We start from the raw sequence: 18908 nt of genomic DNA on the forward strand, positions 1-18908 counted from the left end.
AGTCCATGGCATATTGACCCCGGATGAGGCCTGTGAAAGCAAAATAGAACCCATGAGAATGGCAGCCTGATGTGAAACCCTGATCCACCTTAAACGGGCTGCAAACAGGTCAAAAAAGCGCGGCCACCTCTGTTCAGTAGCGGCCGGAATCACAGCATCAACCGGTCTTGCCTGAACAAGCAGAACGGCATTCGCTTCGTGCCCCTGGCAAGAGTTGGTGCCGCAAGCTCCTTGACCAGGGAATTGAGAGTGTATATCGGGTCAACACCACACATCAAAAGCGTATTAGCAAGATTACAGCCACCTGAACGAAGGTGCAGAGTCCAGTCAAACGTTAAATTTTCTACTGCTGAAGACAGCTGAACGAAACTTTAACAACGGGCGGTGCCCGCCTTTGGACTTAAAACCGGCTATGCGTCTTGCCTTTGCCTGCCTTATGGTTTCCTTGTTAGCTGTTGCTGCTGCGGCACAAAGCTTCCCTGTGAGGCTTGAAACCCGTTTCGGGGACGCAACCGTCCCGGCAAAACCCCGCCGCATCGTTTCGATCAGCTTTATCGGCCATGACTTCCTGCTGGCGCTTGGTGAAACCCCGGCCGCCTTGCGGAATTGGTATGGCAACGATCCTTCCGGCGTCTGGCCCTGGGCCCTGGAGGTAATGGGAGAGAGCCGCCCGGCGGTCTTACGGGGCGGCATAGATATCGAGGCGGTTGCCGCGCTTGAACCCGATCTGATCGCCGCCCAGTGGTCTGGCATCACAGAACGGGAATATGCCCTTTTGTCCCGCATTGCCCCCACCCTTGCACCACCGGCCGGGTTTGGTGATTACGGTACCCCCTGGCAACTGATGCTCCGGCGGCTCGGCGCTGCCACAGGCACAACGGACCGGGCGGAGGCGGTAATCGCACGCATCGGCAAGCGTTTCGAGGAACTGCGTGCAAGCCATCCCGATTGGCAAGGCGCCAGCGCTGCTACGGTCTGGGCCGGGCAGACCGGAGCATTCACCAGCCGCGATATCCGCGGCCGCTTTCTGGAAGATCTCGGCTTTCAAGTGCCCGCCGAAATCAACACTGCCGCAGGCGTCAACAGTTTTCACGCGCTGATCCCGGCCGAGGCCCCCGCACCTATCGACGCGGATGTGCTGATCTGGCTCGACTACGGCGGTTCTGCACCGGAGATTGCCCGGATGCCGCTGCGCCCGACCCTGCGCGCCTACAGGGAGGGCAGGGAAATCCACGCCGATCCGCTACTGGCCGCTGCCCTCTCCCACTCCAGCCCGCTCAGCCTGGATTACGCGCTCGACCGCCTGGTACCTCTGCTGGAGGCAGCAGCGGACGGGACCCCGGCGACACCGGTTCCCGGAATGGCCGAGGCCGGGCTTCTGCCTGGGGAATCTTGAGATGCCTGACACCGCACTTGCCCTGGCAGCTCCGCGCCGCCGCGCCGCCCTCTCCAGCCGTGCGCTTTGGCTGACTGGAACGCTTGTGGCATTGGTACTGCTAGCCGCAGTATCGCTGCGGCTGGGCCTGCGCCCTGTCAGCTGGGCCGAGGTCTGGCAGGCTATGATCGCTTATGACCCGGCCAGCGCCGAACAGATCGTCATCCGGCAGATGCGGCTGCCGCGGCTGTTCGGCGCTGTCCTGACAGGAGCCGCGCTGGGAATTTCCGGAGCGCTGATCCAGGGACTGACCCGGAACCCTCTGGCCGACCCGGGCCTTCTCGGCATCAACGGCGGCGCCGCGCTGGCGGTGACCGGCTGCATCCTGCTGCTGGGCATCACCGATCCTGCGGGTTTTGTTTGGGCCGCCCTTGGCGGCGCGCTGGCGGCAGCCCTGTTGGTGGCCGTGCTCAGCGGCGGTTCTCTGGCCAGCCCGCTGAGGCTGCTGCTGGTCGGCGCCGCCATCAGCTCTCTGTTCCTTGCTCTTACCCGGGCGCTGCTGCTGGCCAGCCAGCAGGCGCTGGATGTTTACCGTTTCTGGGTACTCGGCGGATTTGAGGGGATCCAAATACAGACAATCGCAGCGCTCGCTCCCTTTTTCGTTTTGGGCACGCTGGCGGCGTTGGCGGCGGCGTCAGGCCTCGACGCCTTGCTGCTGGGCGAAGACAGCGCCCGTGGCCTGGGCGTGCGCACCGGCGCGGCGCGGCTGCTGGCCGGCGCCGCAATCGTGTTGCTAAGCGGCAATGCCGTCGCCCTTGCAGGCCCGATTGCTTTTGCGGGTCTTATCGTGCCGCATCTGGCCCGCTGGGCCGCTGGGCCAGGCCTGCGCTGGAGCCTTGCCCTGTCTGCCCCCTTTGGTGCCATTCTTCTGCTTGGAGCCGATCTGGCCGGTCGTCTGCCGTTCTTTGGCGGCAGCCTGCAGGCCGGGGTGATGACCGCGCTGCTGGGCGGGCCCGCATTGATCTGGATGGTACGCCGGAACGGAGCCCGAAGCCTGTGAACTGGACCTTTCGTATCGCCTCCCTCTCGCTGCAGATCCCGCGCCAAGCCCTTCTGGCAGGTGCTCTGCTGCTGGCCATGCTGCTGGCGCTGGCCGCATTTGCAGCACAGCTTGGCAGCTACCCTCTTGGCCTCACCCGCAGCTTACAGGTGCTTGCAGGTCAGGGCAGCGCCATGGAACAACTGGTTCTGCTTGATCTCCGTCTGCCGCGCATCTTGTCAGCTCTCGGCGCCGGAGCCGCATTTGGCCTCTCCGGGGCTATCTTCCAAGCGATGCTGCGCAACCCGCTCGCCTCGCCCGATGTGATCGGCTTCAACGCCGGCGCCAGCTGCGGTGCCCTGGCGGCGCTGATCCTCACTGGCGGCCTGGTGCTGCCCGGCGCAATCGCCGGGGCGCTGCTGACCGCCGCCGCCGTCACCCTGCTGGCGTGGAAGGGCGGGTTGTCCCCCGCCCGGCTGATCCTCACCGGCATCGGTGCCGGTCTCGCGCTCAGTGCCACCGCCGACCTGCTGCTCAGCCGCCTTGACATCCAAAGCGCCGTCAGCATGGCGCATTGGCTCACCGGCTCGCTGAACGCACGCAACTGGGACGACGCGGTCCAGGTCTGGGCCGGGCTGGCCCTGCTGGCGCCCCTGGCGCTCTGGCTGCAGTTCCCGCTCGCCCGGCTGCCCCTGGGCGAGGAGACCGCCGCCGGGCTGGGCCTGAACCTGCCTGCGCTGCGGCTGGCGCTCACCGTGACCGGCACCCTGCTGGCGGCACTGGCGGTCAGCACCGCCGGGCCGCTGCCCTTTGTGGCCTTTGCCGCGGGCCCCCTCGCCCGCGCGCTTAGACCCGGCGGGCACCCTGCCCTGCCAGGCGCGGCTCTTGCAGGCGCGCTGATCACCCTGCTTGCCGACACCGCTTCCCGTGCTCTGCCCGGGATCCAGTTGCCCGCCGGCGTTTTTACCGCCCTTGCCGGCGCACCGCTGCTGATCTGGATGCTGCTGCGCCACTTCCGCAAAGGACCGTTCTGATGCTCAAAGCCACCAACGCCCCAAACGCCCGCCTGCGTGCAGAGAACCTGTCGGCTGCCTATGCCGGGACACAAGTGCTCACTGACCTGAACGCAGAAATCCCCGATGGCAGCATTACGGTCATCGCCGGCCCCAACGCCTGCGGCAAATCCACCCTGCTGCGTGCCCTGGCACGGCTGCAGCCTGCCGCCGCGGGCCAGGTCGTGCTGGACGGCAAGGCAATCCACCGTCAGCCCAGCCGCTCTGTCGCGCAAAGACTGGCGATCCTGCCGCAATCCCCCGCAGCCCCCGAAGGGCTGACCGTCCGCGACCTTGCCGCCCGCGGCCGCACTCCGCATCAGTCCCCTTTGCGGCAATGGTCCCGCCAAGATGCCGCCGCCATTGATCAGGCGCTGGAGCGCACCGGCATGACCCCCCTTGCCACAAGGCCGCTTGAGGCGCTTTCCGGCGGCCAGCGCCAGCGCGCCTGGATTGCCATGGCGCTAGCCCAGGACACCGGTATTCTGCTGCTGGACGAACCCACCACCTACCTTGATCTGCCGCATCAGATCGAGCTTTTGAAACTGGTGCAGGTACTCAACCGCGAGACCGGGCGCACCATCGCGATGGTGCTGCACGACATCAACCTCGCGGCGCGCTTTGCCACCCATATGATCACTCTCAAGTCCGGCCGCGTTCATTGCCAGGGCACTCCGGCCGAAGTGGTCACCGAGACCGTCATGCAGGAGGTGTTCGGTCTCCCCTGCCGGATCATCCCCGATCCGCTGCATGGCACCCCCCACGTGATCCCGGAATGAGGCCCGCACCGATGAACAGCCTTCCCAGCTTCCCCCTGCGGGCCGAGGCCAATCTGCCTGCCCTGCCCTTTGCCGCCGCCCGGCCGGCACTGCGCGCCATGGCGCAAGAGCATGAATTGCCGGTCGTCGACGATACTGAAGCCAGCCTCACGATCGAAGTCCCCGCTTTTGGCCGCTACCGATTTACCGCGGAGGGGACAGGCACCGCGATCCGGGTATCAGCTGCGCTGCCGGACCGGCTCCACATGCTGAAAGAGGGCTTTGCTGAACACCTCGAACACCTGCAGCCTGGCGCGGCGGCTTCACTCCGCTGGCCGGATAATGGCGTAGCAAGCACACGGCCTCCGGATGTGCAATTCACCACCTTGCTCTCCGTCATTCCGCTGGGCCGCAGTTTTCTGCGCATCCGCTTGCAGGCGCAGAATCTGTCCGGCTTTGGCGATGATGCCATCCACTTTCGCCTGCTGCTGCCGCCCGCGGGCTGCACCGATCCGGAGTACCCGAAGCTCGATGCCGGTGGCCGGACAGTTTGGCCCAAAGGCGCCAAGACGCTGCACCGGCCGGTCTATACCGCCCGCAACGTCTGCACCCAAAGCGGTCTGCTGGAATTCGACCTGTTCCTGCATGCCGGCGGCCGGGCCTCTGCCTGGGCGCAAAACGCTGCAGCGGGTGATAAGCTGGCTATCGCAGGCCCCGGCGGCGGCGGCATTCCGGATACGGAAGAAATCCTGCTTTACGCTGATGAGACCGCCATTCCCGCAGCAGCCCGCATTCTCGAAACCCTGCCGCCCGGCACTTGCGGCAGCGCCACGCTGCTTGCGGATGGCGGCGCCGCCTGCGGGTATCCGGTCACCGCCCCGCCCGGCATTTCCTTGCGCTGGCTGGACCGGCGGGCCGGAGACAGCCTCGGCCGCTGTGCCCGGGCAGGCTTCCCGCAGTCCCCCGGCGCCTTCCTCTGGTTCGCCGGCGAAAAATCCGAGGCCCAACCCTTGCGCGCCGCCGCCCGGACCGCCGGCGTGCCGCCTGGCCAAAGCTATATCGCAGCCTATTGGAGCCTGCCGTAACCCAACATCTTGCCGCCGCAACGCCGCGGCGAGGCTCTGGTCTGCAGGGCGCTCCATCTCTCTGCCTGCGGACCTGGCGGAAAATGAAGAGCCGGAAAAACCTCTCCAAATCAAGAGTTACGGCGGCGCCACCGTTGACTCTTCACCCGTTAAATGTATGGTGCCGCCACCCAGGAACGTCCCAGGCAACATTTGCAATTTGCCAACCAATAGGGCCGGTTTCCTGCTGCAGCGCAGCCTGGCCGAAAAACCTGGGACTACAGTGATGACAACCCTACCCTCCCCGGCCGCTACCGGCCGGCCCGCTTTGCGAGCGCTGCTTTGCGGCACCGCGCTTAGCGCCTCTGCGTTCGCCGCCCAACCCGCTACAGCACAGGAAGAGGACGTGCTGGAGCTCGCGCCGATCATCGTGCGTGACAAGCTGCAATATGCCGGCGCCGTCGACAGCTACCTCGCGCCCGCCTCCGAGACCGGCGTCAAATCAGGCGTGCCGCTGGCCGAGGTGCCGCAGTCGATTTCCGTCGTAACCTCTACTGAGCTGGAACGGCGCCAGCCCGCCCAGGTCGAGGACGCAATCAAGTTCACTCCCGGCATCAACCCCTCCACCTGGGGCACTGATGACCGGTTCGACCAGTTCTCGATCCGCGGCTTCGACATGGGCACCAGTGCGCTTTACCGCGACGGGCTGCCGAACAAGGCGCACAATTTCGCCAGTTTCAAGATCGACCCCTACATGCTGGACCGGGTCGAAGTGCTGCGTGGCCCGGCGGGTGTTCTTTATGGCTCCAACGACGCAGGCGGCCTGGTCAATCTGGTCACCAAGCGTCCCACATTTGAAAACGAAGGCTCTGCCTATGCCGGCTATGGCAGCTTTGGCGCCGCCGAGGCCGGCGTGGACGTGTCCCGGGTGCTGAATGCCGAGGGCACGCTGGCTGGGCGGCTGACGGTGCTGCTTCGCGACGGCGAAACTGAACTGGACAATTCCCACAACGACCGGAATCTGGTTGCGGGCAGCCTGACCTGGGCGCCCAGCGACGACACCAGCCTGACGGTGCTGTTGCATCTGCAGCAGGACGAGCGGACCCCGCTGCAATGGGTGCCGCAAGCGGGTATAGAGTATGACGCGGCCCTCGGCAGCCTGCCCGAGAACTTCTATACGCGGCAGTCGGGCTTCAATTCCTATGAGAGCGACAGCGGCTCCATCGGCTGGGAATTCTCGCACCGCTTCGGCGACGGCTTCACTTTCAATCAGAAGACCCGCTATGCCCGCGACAAGATCGACTACCAGCACCTGTACCTCGCCTCGACCGACTTTGCGACCGGCAACATGGGCTATACCGCACAGGCCAACACTGAAGAGGCCTATAACCTGGGCTTCGACAACTACCTGGAATGGAAACGCGGCGGTAACAGCCTGATCGTCGGCGCCGACTACCAGCGCCGCAAAACCGAATACCGCCAGCACCTGGCCTATGGCGCTTATTCCGTCAGCTTCGCCAATCCGGTGTTCGATTTCGACGTCGCCTACCCGCCGCTGTCGGCACATAACCGGGAAGAGTATACTGAAAAAGGGATCTACCTGCAGAACCACCACAAGTTCGGCAACGGTCTGGCTGTCACCGCGGGCCTGCGCCGCGGCTGGTTCGAAAATGAAATCGACGATCTGCTGAATTCCACCGCCCAGTCGCAGAAGAACGCGGCAACCACCGGCATGCTGGGCCTGACCTACGAGATGGCCAACGGCATGACCCCCTACGTCAGCTATACCGAAGGCTTCGTCCAGAACTTCGGTAAAACCATCGCCGGCGCGCCTCTGGACCCCTCCGAAAGCAAACAGTGGGAAGCCGGTTTGCGCTATCTGCCGGAACACGGCAGCTATATGCTCAGCGCCGCCATCTTTGACCTGCGCAAGACCAACGTGAAGGACTACGACCGCAACGACCCGACCTGGAGCAGCTTTACTCAGGAAGGCGAAATCCGCTCCCGCGGGTTTGAGCTGGAGGCCCGGGGCCGGATCACGGACAATCTGCAAGGTGTGTTCGGCTATACTTACCTGGACACCGAGATCACCAAATCTCTGGTTGCAGGCCTCACCGGAAACGACAACGCTATGGCGCCGCCGCATCAGCTGTCGCTGTGGCTGGACTATGATGCCGCGGCCCTGCTGCCGGGTCTCAGCATCGGCGGCGGCATCCGCTACAATGACGATGCCTTCGCCACCCAAAGCAACGCACGGGTGACACCCTCCTACACGCTTGCCGATCTGGCCCTGCGCTATGAATGGCAGGAAATGGAGGTAAACCTGCGGGTCTCCAACCTGTTCGACAAGGGCTACGACAGCGTTTGCTACGACGGCTACGGCTGCTCCCGCGGAGAAGGCCGCACCGTGTCCTTCACTATCGGCAGATCTTTCTGATCAAACAAAAAACAGCGGCACGGGGATAACCCGTGCCGCCTTTGTCCGGCCGGCAGCCGGGGCTTTTTCAGCCCCGGCTGCTGCCATTACACGGCTGCAAAAGCCCGCTCCAGCGCCGCCTTGAAGCGGCCATGGAACAGTTGGTCGCCAATGATGTGCAGATGGTTGGTGCCTGGCACCACTTCCGCCGGTTCGGCGCGCGGGGATACCTGCCGCCAGTCCACCAGGTTCAGACCCCGGCTCAGCGTGTCCCCTGCACTAAAGGAGGCCACCGGCACATCCAGCTGTGCCAGCTGGTACTGGCGAAACACCAGCGCGTTGTCGATCAGCACCCAGAACGTATGCTCGCGGCTGGAAACCTCGGGGCCGTCAAAGGGCAGCGGCTCTGCCTCGTTGCCGATGAATCGCAGGAACTGGTCATAGCAGAGCGCATCCATCGCCCCGATCAGGGCGTCCCACTGTGACCGCATCCTGGTCTTGCCCAGCCACGCCTGCAGCTCCGCTTCCAGCTTCGCCCGCTCGTCCAGAGCAAAGCGCGGCACCGCGCCAGGGGCAAAATCGCGGCCCAGATCGCAGACATCCACCATGCCGATCATCCGCAGATCCACCTCGCCCTGCAGCTGCCGCGCCGCCTCCCAGGCCAGAAGACCGCCCCAGCTCCAGCCCAAAAATGCGCAGGGCCGCCCGGCGCTTTCCCGGCGGATATGTTCGACATAAGGCGCCACCACATCCTGCACTGACACGTTCAAATGCTTCTCTTCATTGAGCGAATGACACAGGAAGCCGGTCACTGGCTGATCCTCTCCCAGAAATGCCGTCAGCCGCAGGTATTCACGGGTCGACACCAGCAGCCCGGGGAAACAATACAGCATCGGCCTTGAGCCGGTACTGCGCAGCGCAATCGCCTGCCGCCCCGTGGCATCCCCAGCCACAAGCCGCCGTGTCAGGGCCCGGACCGTCGGCGCATCAAACAAGTCCGCAATGGTCAGCGCAATGCCCGGCCAGGCTTTGCGCATGCGGGCCAGCACCTTCAACGCGGTCAGGGACCTGCCGCCCATGTCAAAGAAATCATCGGTCACGCCCATTTCCGGATTGCCGATCTCTTCCCGCCAAACCGCCAGCACCGCGGCTTCGGCCTCCCCCGCTGGTGCGGCACCTTCGCCGGCCCGCCGCCGCACCCCCGGCAGCGGCAGTGCCGCCCGGTCAACCTTGGCATTGGGATTGGTCGGCATCCGCTCCAGTACAACAATGGCCGAGGGCACCATATGCCGGGGCAGCTGCGCCTCCAGCGCCCGCATCAGTGGCTCCTCCTGCACTTCCCGCGGCGCCACAGCATAGCCGACCAACCGCTTTTCGCCGCCATCCTCGCGCAGAAGAACCAGCGCTTCGGAGACACCCGGCTGCTGCAATAGCACCGCCTCAATCTCGCCCGGCTCGATCCGGTAGCCATTGAGCTTTATCTGGTGATCCACCCGGCCGAGGAACTCGATGGTGCCGTCCTCGCGCCAGCGCCCTAGATCGCCGGACCGGTACATCCGCGCACCATCCCGCCCGTCCAATTCAGGTGCAAAAGGATCGGGGATGAACCGGTCCGCGGTGGTGCCGGGCCGGTTCACATAGCCGCGCGCAACCCCCTCGCCGCCCAGGTGGATCTCTCCCACCACCCCGACGGGGCACGGCATCAGCTGCGCATCCAGCACATAGGCGCGACGGTTGCCCACTGCCCGGCCCAAGGGCGCATAAGCGCCTTCGAAACGGGTGCCTGCCCGCACCTTCCAGACCATCGGCGTCATGATGGTTTCGGTCGGCCCGTAGCCGTTGATCAGCAGGGGCGCCCGCAGCTCCCGCGACAGCAGGTCAAAGGTCGCTTGCGCCAGCCCCTCGCCGCCAAAGGAATAGAGCCGCATATCCGGCGCTTCGCCGGTCTCCTCCGCCCATTCCGCCAGCTGCTGCAGGTAGGTCGTCGGGATAGAGGCATTATTGCAGCCGTATTTACGCATCGCCGCAAAGCTCTGCTCCGGCGTCCACAGCACCCCGTCCGGGATCACCGCCGAGCCGCCCATCATCAGAGGATTCATCCAGCGCTCATGCCCGCCATCCGAGGAGAACGGCAGGAACGGCAGCTCGCGGCTTTCGCTGCTCATCTCATAAACACGCGCCGTATCCTGCAGATGATCGCTGAGCGGGCCATGTTCCACTGCAACGCCTTTCGGCTTACCGGTGGAGCCGGAAGTATACATGATATAGGCCATCTGGTCCCGGTGGATAGGGACATCCGGGTCCACCTCCGGCTGACCTGCCCCGGGATCATCGTCCAGGCACAGGATCCGGGTCTTGAGCCCCTCGGGCAGCTTGCCCAGGTGGCAGCGGCGGGTGATCACCGCCTGCACACCTGCGTCGCTCAGAATGTGGTGATTGCGGCTTTCCGGATGATCCGGCTCCACTGGGATATAGGCGCCGCCTGCCTTCAGCGCCGCCAGGATCGCCATCACCGCCTCGTTGCCGCGTTCGACCATGACGGCCACCGGCACTTCGGCGCCAACCCCCAGCGCCCGCAACCGGTGCGCCAGCCGGTTGGCCCTGCGGTTCAGGGTGCCGTGGCTCCAGGCCTCGCCACCGCAGATCAGCGCCGTTTTGTCCGGCGTCTTGCAGGCGTGGCCGGCGATGATCTCATGCACCATGCGGGGATCGTTGACCGCGCTGTCCTCATATGGCGCCGACAGCGTGTCCAGTTCCTCGCGGCTCAGCAAGGCAATCCGCCCTGCCGCTTGCTCCGGGTCCGCCAGCCCGGCATTCAGCACCCGCTCCAGATGCGCCAGAAAACGCCCGATCAAGGCAGGCTCGAACAAATCCCGCGCATAGCTGGCCCGCAGGATCACCCTGCCATCACCGCTCAGACGCACCAGCAGCATCAACTCCCCCTGCGCCGCAGGTTCCGGCAAAGCGCAGAACGCCAGCCCGTCCGGCAGCGGCACATCCCTGCGCACATGCAGGGTGACGGCTCCCAAAGGATGCCGGTCCGCGCCCTCGCGGCGCAGCATGTCCTGCACCAGGAGTTCCGAAGGCACTGCCCGCGCCCTGCCCCGATCCAATTCCGTTTGCACCTGTGCCAGCACTGCCCCTGCACTGCTGCCCGGATCAATTCGCAGCCGCAGCGGCAGGATGTCTTCACTGCGCCGCCCAGCCTGCGCCTGCACGGAACCGGTTGCAAAGCGCAGATCCCCCTGCCCGCTGCAGCGCGACAGCACAATACCAAGTACCGCAGCGAAAAGGGCTTCCGCTCCGGTGCTTTCACTGTGCAGGGTTTCCGCCAGCGCCGGCTGCAGCACATATTCTGCACGGCCCCGTGCGACGCCTTCGCTGCCGCCGTGCCGGTGCGGTAAGCGGGCAACCGCACAGGCCGTATCCTCCAGCATCTCCCGCCAGCCAGGCAGCTGATCCCGGCCCGTTTCAGCTGCAGCCCCAACCGCTGAAACAGCAGCATCCGCCTCTCCCGTCAACGCCCGGGCAAAGCCCAGAGCCACAGCGTTCAGCACCCCTGCATCGCCAAAGGCCGGGTGCAAAGCCACGCCGAACAGATGGTCCCTGTCATCCGTTGCGACACAAGCAAAGGCCCCCGCGCCGCCGTCCAGATCAAAACGCATCCCGGCCAGCGCGGCCTCCAACCCCTCTGCCGGGCGTTCCGCCAGTCCAATCCGGTTCCTCTCCTGTTCAGAGCGGCGCATCTCGCCGCCCGCCTGGCGGTGAAGGCGGGCACAAAAAACCGGATGCGCTTCCAGGACGGCTTCCGCGGCCTGACGGACCTCTGCGATTTGCCAGCGCGCATCCGCCCTGAGCAGCAGCACCTGCATCCCGTAGGGCGCCAGCTGCCCCACTTGATCATGGGCGCAAACCTGTTTTTCCCCCGGTGTCAGCTCCATCGCCGCATCTTCAAGCTCCAGCGTGCCGCTCATGCCATCGCCTCCTGCAGTGCTTCGGGACGCGGGTCGGCCCAGCGCGCCTCAATCTCCGCGAGGCAGGCGCTGCGGTCCGCTGGCGTGCTTTTGGCCTGCCACCCCGCAGGAACCGGCAGGTTTGCAGGCCAGACGGACCAGCGGCCTTCACTGTTGCTGACGCAGATCAATTGATCGGGTCCAGGTTGGGTCATCTTCGGGTCTCCATTCATCTCTTGTCCCCGGAAAGACGCAGCACATCGCCCGCAATTCACCCCTCCCAGCAGAAAACTTGCACTTGGCTTGTGAATTTCCCCGCCCCGCCTGCGTCAAAGGTCAGGACAGACCCTCATCAGATAGAAGCCCCAGACCATGACCGCCTTGAACCTTGCCAGCCCGGATCTCCTCCGGACGCTGCTGCGCGCAGGCCTGCCCACCGCAGGCGGCCTGTCGATCAATGCCGCCCACCAAGGAGTGGACAGCTACTTTGTCGGCCAGCTCGGACCAGAGGCGCTGGCCGCCGTCAGCCTGGCCCTGCCCCTCACCGGCCTCACCGCCGCGATTGGCGTGGGGCTCGGCATCGGCACCGCCGCCGCGGCCGGCCGTGCCCTGGGCGCCGGCCGCAAGCAGGAGGCCGCCCGCCTCGCCTCCGCCGCCATGGCGCTCTGCCTGCTGCTGGCAGCTCTGTCCGCTGCTGCGCTTTGGCTGGCCCGGCTACCGCTGCTGGATGTGCTTGGCGCCACGGGAGCGGTGCGGGAGCCTGCCCTGCAGTACATCAGCATCCTTACCCTCTCGGCGGGGCTGGGAATGGTGCAAATCCTGTGCGATTTTACCGCAATCGGCAGCGGCCATGCCCGTTTCAGCCTTTTCAGCCTGATCTTCTGCTTCACGCTCAACATGGCGCTGGATCCGCTGCTGATCTTCACCGTGGGCCTCGGCGTGCGCGGTGCAGCGCTGGCTACCGTACTGGCCCAGATTGCCACTCTCGCCCTCTATGGCTGGTATTTCACGTCTTCCCGCACCCCGTTGCGGCTGCGACCGCGCCTTTCCGGCAGCGCCCTTGCCCGCCTCTGGCCGGTTCTGCGCATCGGCCTGCCTGAGGCTGCCTCAGTGCTGGGGGCCAGCCTCGCCTTTCTGCTGCTCTACCGCCTGGCCGGCGAGCACGAGGGCACCGCTGGCCAGGCCGCCATGGGCATCGCCCTCAGGCTCTGGGTGCTCGCCACTCTGCCGGTCGAGGGTTTCTGTCTCGGCGCGCAGGCGGTGCTGGCCTATGCCGCCGGCGCAAACAATACCGCCCGCTTTGCCCGCGCGGCGCTCACCACCGCAGCCATCGCCGCCGCAACCGCCAGCCTGTTCCTGCTGACGGGTCTGCTGGCAGCGCCGCAAATCAGCGCCCTGTTCACCCTTGATCCTGCGGTTCAGTCCCTTACCGAACCCGCGCTGGCAGCGTTCGCTCTGTCGCTGCCCGCAACCGCCTTGCGCCACGCGGCCCAAGTCAGCCTGCAAGCCACCGCCCGCGCCCGCGATGCAGCTCTCCTGGGCCTCGCACCGCTGGGCTGGCTGTTCCTGCCGCTCCTGTTCACTGCCGCCGGCTTTTGGGGCTTCGCCGGGCTTGCCCCAGCACTGTCGCTTGCGGCGCTCCTCACTGGCCTCGCCGCCGTTCTGATCCTGCTGCGCCTGCCGCACGCCACCCTGAAAGGTCTTCCCGCATGAACGATTACTCGCCCACCCTGCCCGCCGCGTCCGACCGGCTCACACCCGATCTCATCGCCCCGCATGATCCCATGCCGCATGGCGCCTGTTCGGTGCCGGTGTTCCAGACCTCTTCCTTTCTGTTCGACCGCTACGAGGACCTGGCCGCCGTCTTTGCAGGCGAGTCCAGCCGCTATGTCTACAGCCGCGGCAACAACCCCACGGTGGCTGAGCTGGAAAGCCTCATCGCCCGGATGGAGGGCGTGGAGGCAGCGCGCGGCTTTGCCTCCGGCATGGCGGCCATTGCTGCCGCGGTGATCCCCTTTGTGCAATCCGGCGACCGTGTTGTGGCGGTCGAAAACCTCTATTCCGACGCTTTCCGCCTGTTCGAATGCTTGCTGAAGAAGTTTGGTGTGACCACCCAGTATGTAGACGGCACCGATACCCAGGCAGTGCTTGATGCCCTGCCAGGCGCCGCGCTGATTTATCTGGAAAGCCCGGCCTCCTGGAGCTTCACCACCCAGGATTTGCGCGCCATCGGTGCCGAGGCGCGCCGGCTGGGGGTGATCTCGGTGATCGACAACAGCTGGGCCACGCCGCTGTACCAGCGCCCGGCGGAATTCGGCATCGACCTGATGGTTCACGCCGCCTCCAAATATCTCGCAGGCCATTCCGACACGCTGGCAGGCCTGATTGCAGGCCCCAAGGCGCTGCTTGCCCGTATCGACCACGAGGCTTATCATTTTCTCGGCGGAAAGCTTTCCCCCTTCGACGCCTGGCTGGTGCTGCGAGGCATGCGCACCCTGCATCTTCGAATGGCCCGCCACATGCAGAACGGGCTTGCGCTGGGGCGGGCCCTTTCTGCCCATCCCGCCGTCGCCCGCGTCCGCCATCCTGCCTTTGAGGCCAACCCGGGCAACGCCTGCCTGTCGGGCTATGGCGGGCTGTTCGCCTTTGATCTGGACAGCAGCGTCGACATTCCCCGTTTCACCAATGCGCTGAAAGTAGTGAAGATCGGCGTCAGCTGGGGCGGCCCGGAAAGCCTGGTGATCCCCGCTCAGGCCGCCCTGAGCCTTTCCGGTCCGGCCAATGTGTTCCAGCGCTTTGGCACCCCCGCCGGATCGGTGCGCCTTGCTGCCGGCCTGGAAAATGCCGATGACCTGGTGGCGGATGTCCTGCAAGCCATCGCGGAGGCGCGCCAATGACACCACTGCCCCTTGCCTGCGCCACCGGCGAGACCTGGACAGGCGCCCGCTGGCACGACGTGGCCGACAGCATGACCGGCGTCATCCGCCGCATCTTCATCTGGGTGCCACCTGAAGAGCCCCCCGCCGACGGCTGGCCCGCCCTGTTCATGACAGACGGCAATGCAGTGATCGGCACCGCAATCGACGCAATGCGGGCACAAGCCTGTTATCCCTCAGGCACCAATGTCGGCTGGGGCGTGCTGATCGCAATCGGCTACCCGACGGACGGCGCCTATGACCCTTTCCGGCGCAGCTGGGACCTCGGTCCGCCGCCAGGGCAGACCTATCCTCCGTTCCACGAAGGCGGCGAACCGGTGCGCACCGGCGGTGGAGAAGAAATGGCCCGCTTCCTGCTGGAACAGGTTCTGCCGCTGGCAGAGGCCTGTGCGCCGCTCAACCCTGCGCACCGCGGATTGTTCGGGCATTCCTTTGGAGGGCTGTTTGTCCTGTGGCTGCTGTTCAACCAGCCGGGCACTTTCAGCCACTGGATCGCTGCCAGCCCTGCGATCACCTGGGAAGACAGCTTCCTGTTGCAGCATCTGATCCGTTTCGATCCCGGCCCGCACAGCCCCTATGTGCATCTCTCCGCAGGCGAATGGGAGGGCGCGCGCCTCGCCCCTTTCCAGACGGAGGCCGCGGATGCCACCGAACGGCTGGCCGAGAAGGAAAAGACCCGGACTATCGCCGCAGCACAGGACATGGCCGCCGCTCTGAACCAGCTTCCGGGGTTTATATCTGACTATGAAACCTATGCCGGAGAAAACCATATGTCGGTGCTGCCTGTGGCAGTAAACCGCGCCATTCAGAAGGTGTTTTCCCTCAGTTAACACCCGAATTCACTGTGAAACTGTCTCCCGGCCCTGTCTTCAGGCGCCGGGTTTTCCGGTTTGCAAACAGGCTCCTCCGTGCAAATCCGGAAAATGCAGAATACCTGATATTTTTTGTAAATTTCCTCCGCCCTGCAGCGTTCTCAAAGCAGTGCCGGCGCACGCCCGCGCCGACCAGCAAACGGAGGACCCTGCGTGTCATTGGATAACGCCTCAGATCACAGCCCGCCCCATTGGGCCCGGCCCGGACCCGGCGGTGTCACGGTTTACAGCCAGGGCACCGCGCAAGAGATCGCCGTCACGGACCACGGCGGCGGCAAATTGCAGCTCGCGGCGCCCGCCAGCCCGCTCAGCCTGGCCGCCCTGCTGGCTGCCTGCGAGGCCCTGTCCAGCCACGCGGCCGAGGAAGTGCTGGTCCTGCTGAAACGGGAAGACTTCGCCTCTCTTGAACAAGAACTACTCTCCACCGGTGCTGCCAGCCTGCTGGACGGCAGCTGGCTAGCAGTCTTTCCAGAGATGTTCTGGCAGGTTCCGGACCTATGGCTGGCGCAGCCGCCCCGCAGCTACCCGCAGGCGCAGGTGGCCGGGCCGCATGGCAGCCACCCCCTGCGGCCGCCCAAGCCGTCAGGCCTCCTCTACCATCGCCGCATCCCCTGGCTGCAGCAGACCTTCTCGCTGCGCGCGCTGGATCCTGCTGCGGACCTGGAGCTGTTCCACGCCTGGATGAACGACACACGCGTCGCCGCCTTCTTCGAGGAATCCGGAACCTTGGAATACCACCGGAACTACCTCTCCCGGATGCAGGTTGATCCGCATATGATGCCGGTCCTTGGCTGCCTCGACGGACGCCCCTTCTGTTACTTCGAACTCTACTGGGCCCGTGAAAACCGCATTGGTGCCCATTACCCTGCCGGGGACTGGGACCGCGGCTGGCATGTGCTGGTGGGTGACCCCGAAGCCCGCGGCGCCGACTACATCACCGCCTGGCTGCCCTCGCTGATGCACTACATGTTCCTGGCGGAGCCCCGCACCCAGGCGCTGGTCGGCGAACCCGCGGCCAGCCACACCCAGCAGCTGCGCAACCTGACCCGATCCGGCTTTGCCGCAGTCAAGGAATTCGACTTTGCCCACAAGCGCGCAACGCTAGTGCGGCTGGAGCGGGAGAATTTCTTTCAGGCCCGCCTCTGGTCCCGCCCCAGCCCCGCAAATCCCGGCCGTCCGCTGCAACTGTCCCCCTTTGCCCAACTGAAACCCGGAGAAACCCGATGAGCGAACCGCAACACATCCATGACATGATCGGCGTGGGCTTCGGCCCCTCTAACCTGGCCCTGGCCATCGCCCTGCAAGAGCGTGCGCAGGCCGGGGCGCCAAAGCTGGACGCCCTCTATCTGGAGGCCAAACCCCGCTTCGCCTGGCACCCGGACATGCTGCTTGAAGGCTCGGACATGCAGGTTTCCTTTATCAAGGATCTGGTCACCCTGCGCAATCCAGCCAGCCCCTACTCCTTCCTCAGCTACCTGCATGCACAGGGCCGGCTTGAGCGTTTCGTCAACCGAAAGAGCTTCTTTCCCAGCCGGCAGGAGTTCAACAGCTACCTCGCCTGGGCCGCCGCGCAGTTGGAGGATACCTGCCGCTATGGCCAGCGAGTGACCGGTGCCGAACCCGTCCAGGACCCCGGCGGCAGCGGTGAGGTGCTGGCCGTCACCACCGAGGACGAGACCGGCAGGCAGACCCGCTACCTGACCCGCGATCTGGTGCTGGCCATCGGCGGCAAACCCGCCATTCCGGACACTTTTGCTGCGCTGCAGGACCACCCCGGCGTGGTCCACAGCTCCAGCTACCTCAGTGCCGTCAAGCCCAGGCTGGCGGCAGCGGACAAGCCGCTGAAAGTAGCGGTCATCGGCTCGGGCCAGAGCGGCGCCGAGATTTTTATGGACCTCGCCAATGACCCGGCCCGGCCCCAAGTGGACTTCATCTTCCGCAGCCACGCGCTGAAGCCTTCGGACGACAGTCCATTCGTGAATGAGATTTTCGACGCCAGCTTCACTTCCCACGTCTACCAGCAGCCTGCAGACCAGCGCCGGGCGTTGATGGCGGAGTATTCCAACACCAACTACGCAGTCGTGGACGGTGATCTGATCGACCAGGTTTACGGGTTGTTCTACGAACAGGAAGTGGCCGGCGGCTCAGCCTACAGGCTGCTGCGCAGCACCTGCGTCACCGCTGCAGCAGCCAGCGGGCAACAGACGCTGCTGGCCTTGCAACCGGCTCAGGGCGGCGAATCCCGCAGCGGCGCTTATGACCTGGTCATCCTGGCAACGGGCTACCGCCGCCGTCTGGGAGAAACCCTGCTGGCCGGGCTCGAGCCGCACGTGCATTTTGAAAGCCCGGACCGGAACTACCGGATGCGGACCTGCGGGACCTTCCGCCCCCGCATCTTCCTGCAAGGCTACTGCGAGGAGACCCATGGGCTGAGCGATACCCTGCTGTCGGTTCTGGCGGTGCGCGTGGATGAGATTGCCGAAGCACTCCTGACGCCGCAGCCCGCACAACTCGCCGCCGCGGAATAGCTCGCCTCCGGCGGCCCGCAGCAGCGGGCCGCACACCCGTTAACGGCAATTACCCGCCAATTTCACACGCGAAGATTGACCTTGCAATCCACCTGGTTGATAACGGGAGCGCAACCCAGGGCCTGCACGCCCAAAGGCAGTTTTCCCAAAAAAACATCACCTTTCCGGACATTTATCCGGGTTCATACCGATGGGATTGCCATGCCGGATCATCCACGCGCGCGCGTCTGTGAAGCCTTGATTGAAGAACTTGTAAGCCACCGCAGGCTGCATCTGTGTTCCGCCCTGAAGCTGGTAGGCTCGTTAGACGCCGCCGAAGACGTGATCCAGAACACTGCCCTGAAATGCCTGTCTTTCAAGCCCGGCAGCCTGCCGGACAGACCCCGGCCCTATGTGGCGCGGATGGTGCGCAATGCGGCCATCGACTACCTGCGCAAATCGCGCCGTGAGATCCCCACGGATTTCGAGGACGAGGGCCAGCTGGCAGCGGCCGGCGTGACTCCCTTGTGCGGACGGGCAAGACTTGAAAGCAAACAGGCGCTGCAAGCGGTTGTCCAGAGCCTTGCAGACAGCACGCCGCGGAACCGCGACGTATTCCTGCGTCACCGGCTGGCCGGCGTGCTGCAAAAGGAAATTGCAGAGGAGCTTCAAGTCTCCCGCGCGTTGATCAATGTGATCGTACGCAATGTCCAGCAGCGCTGTGCCGACGGACTGAAGGGGGCAAGTTGAATTGGCGTCAAGCTTCTCCTATTGAATGGCTTTGCCGCGCAAATCGGGTGATGAGATTCATCTTGCGGATCCAGCATGATAGCTGGGAACCATGAGGAGTTGGTCCCCGACAAGGTACAAGATCACGAATTGGCCATCGTACAACGAGCCATTGATGCGCGTTGGTTCGAGCACAATGGCGAGCGC

14 protein-coding genes are annotated in these 18908 nt (G+C 65.0%); 12 read left to right on the forward strand and 2 right to left on the reverse strand.

Translation table 11 applies throughout. The features are described from left to right. Positions 1-481: 481 nt before the first annotated feature. The 6 genes from L1069_RS21880 (at position 482) to L1069_RS21905 (ending at position 7725) form a co-directional block, all read left to right on the forward strand. Positions 482-1396: an ABC transporter substrate-binding protein gene (locus L1069_RS21880; RefSeq protein WP_237457043.1), complete on the forward strand. Its 915-nt coding sequence runs from the start codon at positions 482-484 to the stop codon at positions 1394-1396. Between the two features lies 1 nt (position 1397). Further along, on the forward strand, positions 1398-2435 hold the full coding sequence (locus L1069_RS21885) for an iron ABC transporter permease (RefSeq protein ID WP_237457044.1): 1038 nt from the start codon (positions 1398-1400) through the stop codon (positions 2433-2435). Then, the gene (locus L1069_RS21890; RefSeq protein ID WP_237457045.1) at positions 2432-3448 is read left to right on the forward strand and encodes an iron chelate uptake ABC transporter family permease subunit; all 1017 of its coding nucleotides are present in this window, start codon (positions 2432-2434) and stop codon (positions 3446-3448) included. The genes L1069_RS21885 and L1069_RS21890 overlap by 4 nt, the downstream gene beginning before the upstream one ends. Further along, positions 3448-4245: an ABC transporter ATP-binding protein gene (locus L1069_RS21895; RefSeq protein ID WP_237457046.1), complete on the forward strand. Its 798-nt coding sequence runs from the start codon at positions 3448-3450 to the stop codon at positions 4243-4245. Before L1069_RS21890 ends, L1069_RS21895 begins: the two co-directional genes overlap by 1 nt. An 11-nt stretch (positions 4246-4256) precedes the next feature. Continuing rightward, the gene (locus L1069_RS21900) at positions 4257-5309 is read left to right on the forward strand and encodes a siderophore-interacting protein (protein ID WP_237457047.1); all 1053 of its coding nucleotides are present in this window, start codon (positions 4257-4259) and stop codon (positions 5307-5309) included. Between the two features lie 385 nt (positions 5310-5694). Continuing rightward, a complete protein-coding gene (locus L1069_RS21905) occupies positions 5695-7725 on the forward strand; it encodes a TonB-dependent siderophore receptor (protein WP_237457048.1) in 2031 nt (676 codons plus the stop codon). An 86-nt stretch (positions 7726-7811) separates the two neighbouring features. Here the strand turns inward: L1069_RS21905 and L1069_RS21910 are convergent, their stop codons facing one another. Then, positions 7812-11678: an amino acid adenylation domain-containing protein gene (locus tag L1069_RS21910; protein WP_237457049.1), complete on the reverse strand. Its 3867-nt coding sequence runs from the start codon at positions 11676-11678 to the stop codon at positions 7812-7814. Next, positions 11675-11872: an MbtH family NRPS accessory protein gene (locus L1069_RS21915; RefSeq protein WP_237457050.1), complete on the reverse strand. Its 198-nt coding sequence runs from the start codon at positions 11870-11872 to the stop codon at positions 11675-11677. Before L1069_RS21915 ends, L1069_RS21910 begins: the two co-directional genes overlap by 4 nt. A 157-nt stretch (positions 11873-12029) precedes the next feature. On the opposite strand from L1069_RS21915, the gene L1069_RS21920 reads away from it, so the two are divergent. The 6 genes from L1069_RS21920 to L1069_RS21945 all read left to right on the forward strand — a co-directional run bounded on the left by L1069_RS21920 (position 12030) and on the right by L1069_RS21945 (position 18722). Then, positions 12030-13370: an MATE family efflux transporter gene (locus tag L1069_RS21920; protein ID WP_237457051.1), complete on the forward strand. Its 1341-nt coding sequence runs from the start codon at positions 12030-12032 to the stop codon at positions 13368-13370. After that, a complete protein-coding gene (locus L1069_RS21925; RefSeq protein ID WP_237457052.1) occupies positions 13367-14554 on the forward strand; it encodes a PLP-dependent transferase in 1188 nt (395 codons plus the stop codon). The genes L1069_RS21920 and L1069_RS21925 overlap by 4 nt, the downstream gene beginning before the upstream one ends. Next, complete coding sequence (locus L1069_RS21930) at positions 14551-15423, forward strand: alpha/beta hydrolase-fold protein (protein WP_237457053.1); 873 nt, start codon at positions 14551-14553, stop codon at positions 15421-15423. Before L1069_RS21925 ends, L1069_RS21930 begins: the two co-directional genes overlap by 4 nt. Positions 15424-15618: 195 nt before the next feature. After that, positions 15619-16692 (forward strand): GNAT family N-acetyltransferase, encoded by a 1074-nt coding sequence (locus L1069_RS21935; RefSeq protein WP_237457054.1) that lies wholly within the window; start codon positions 15619-15621, stop codon positions 16690-16692. Continuing rightward, positions 16689-17993: a lysine N(6)-hydroxylase/L-ornithine N(5)-oxygenase family protein gene (locus L1069_RS21940; RefSeq protein ID WP_237457055.1), complete on the forward strand. Its 1305-nt coding sequence runs from the start codon at positions 16689-16691 to the stop codon at positions 17991-17993. The genes L1069_RS21935 and L1069_RS21940 overlap by 4 nt, the downstream gene beginning before the upstream one ends. A gap of 201 nt (positions 17994-18194) precedes the next feature. Further along, complete coding sequence (locus L1069_RS21945) at positions 18195-18722, forward strand: sigma-70 family RNA polymerase sigma factor (RefSeq protein WP_237457056.1); 528 nt, start codon at positions 18195-18197, stop codon at positions 18720-18722. The last annotated feature ends 186 nt before the right edge of the window (positions 18723-18908 follow it).

The sequence above is a fragment of the Leisingera sp. MMG026 genome (assembly GCF_021654205.1).
Lineage (GTDB): Bacteria > Pseudomonadota > Alphaproteobacteria > Rhodobacterales > Rhodobacteraceae > Leisingera.

What these genes read in the sequence shown, in the direction of transcription:
- L1069_RS21930 (WP_237457053.1), top strand. Translation starts at nt 14,551, where the DNA reads ATGACACCACTGCCCCTTGCCTGCGCCACCGGCGAGACCTGGACAGGC.
- L1069_RS21920 (WP_237457051.1), top strand. Translation starts at nt 12,030, where the DNA reads ATGACCGCCTTGAACCTTGCCAGCCCGGATCTCCTCCGGACGCTGCTG.
- L1069_RS21895 (WP_237457046.1), top strand. Translation starts at nt 3,448, where the DNA reads ATGCTCAAAGCCACCAACGCCCCAAACGCCCGCCTGCGTGCAGAGAAC.
- L1069_RS21900 (WP_237457047.1), top strand. Translation starts at nt 4,257, where the DNA reads ATGAACAGCCTTCCCAGCTTCCCCCTGCGGGCCGAGGCCAATCTGCCT.
- L1069_RS21925 (WP_237457052.1), top strand. Translation starts at nt 13,367, where the DNA reads ATGAACGATTACTCGCCCACCCTGCCCGCCGCGTCCGACCGGCTCACA.
- L1069_RS21915 (WP_237457050.1), bottom strand. Translation starts at nt 11,872, where the DNA reads ATGACCCAACCTGGACCCGATCAATTGATCTGCGTCAGCAACAGTGAA.
- L1069_RS21945 (WP_237457056.1), top strand. Translation starts at nt 18,195, where the DNA reads ATGCCGGATCATCCACGCGCGCGCGTCTGTGAAGCCTTGATTGAAGAA.
- L1069_RS21940 (WP_237457055.1), top strand. Translation starts at nt 16,689, where the DNA reads ATGAGCGAACCGCAACACATCCATGACATGATCGGCGTGGGCTTCGGC.
- L1069_RS21910 (WP_237457049.1), bottom strand. Translation starts at nt 11,678, where the DNA reads ATGAGCGGCACGCTGGAGCTTGAAGATGCGGCGATGGAGCTGACACCG.
- L1069_RS21885 (WP_237457044.1), top strand. Translation starts at nt 1,398, where the DNA reads ATGCCTGACACCGCACTTGCCCTGGCAGCTCCGCGCCGCCGCGCCGCC.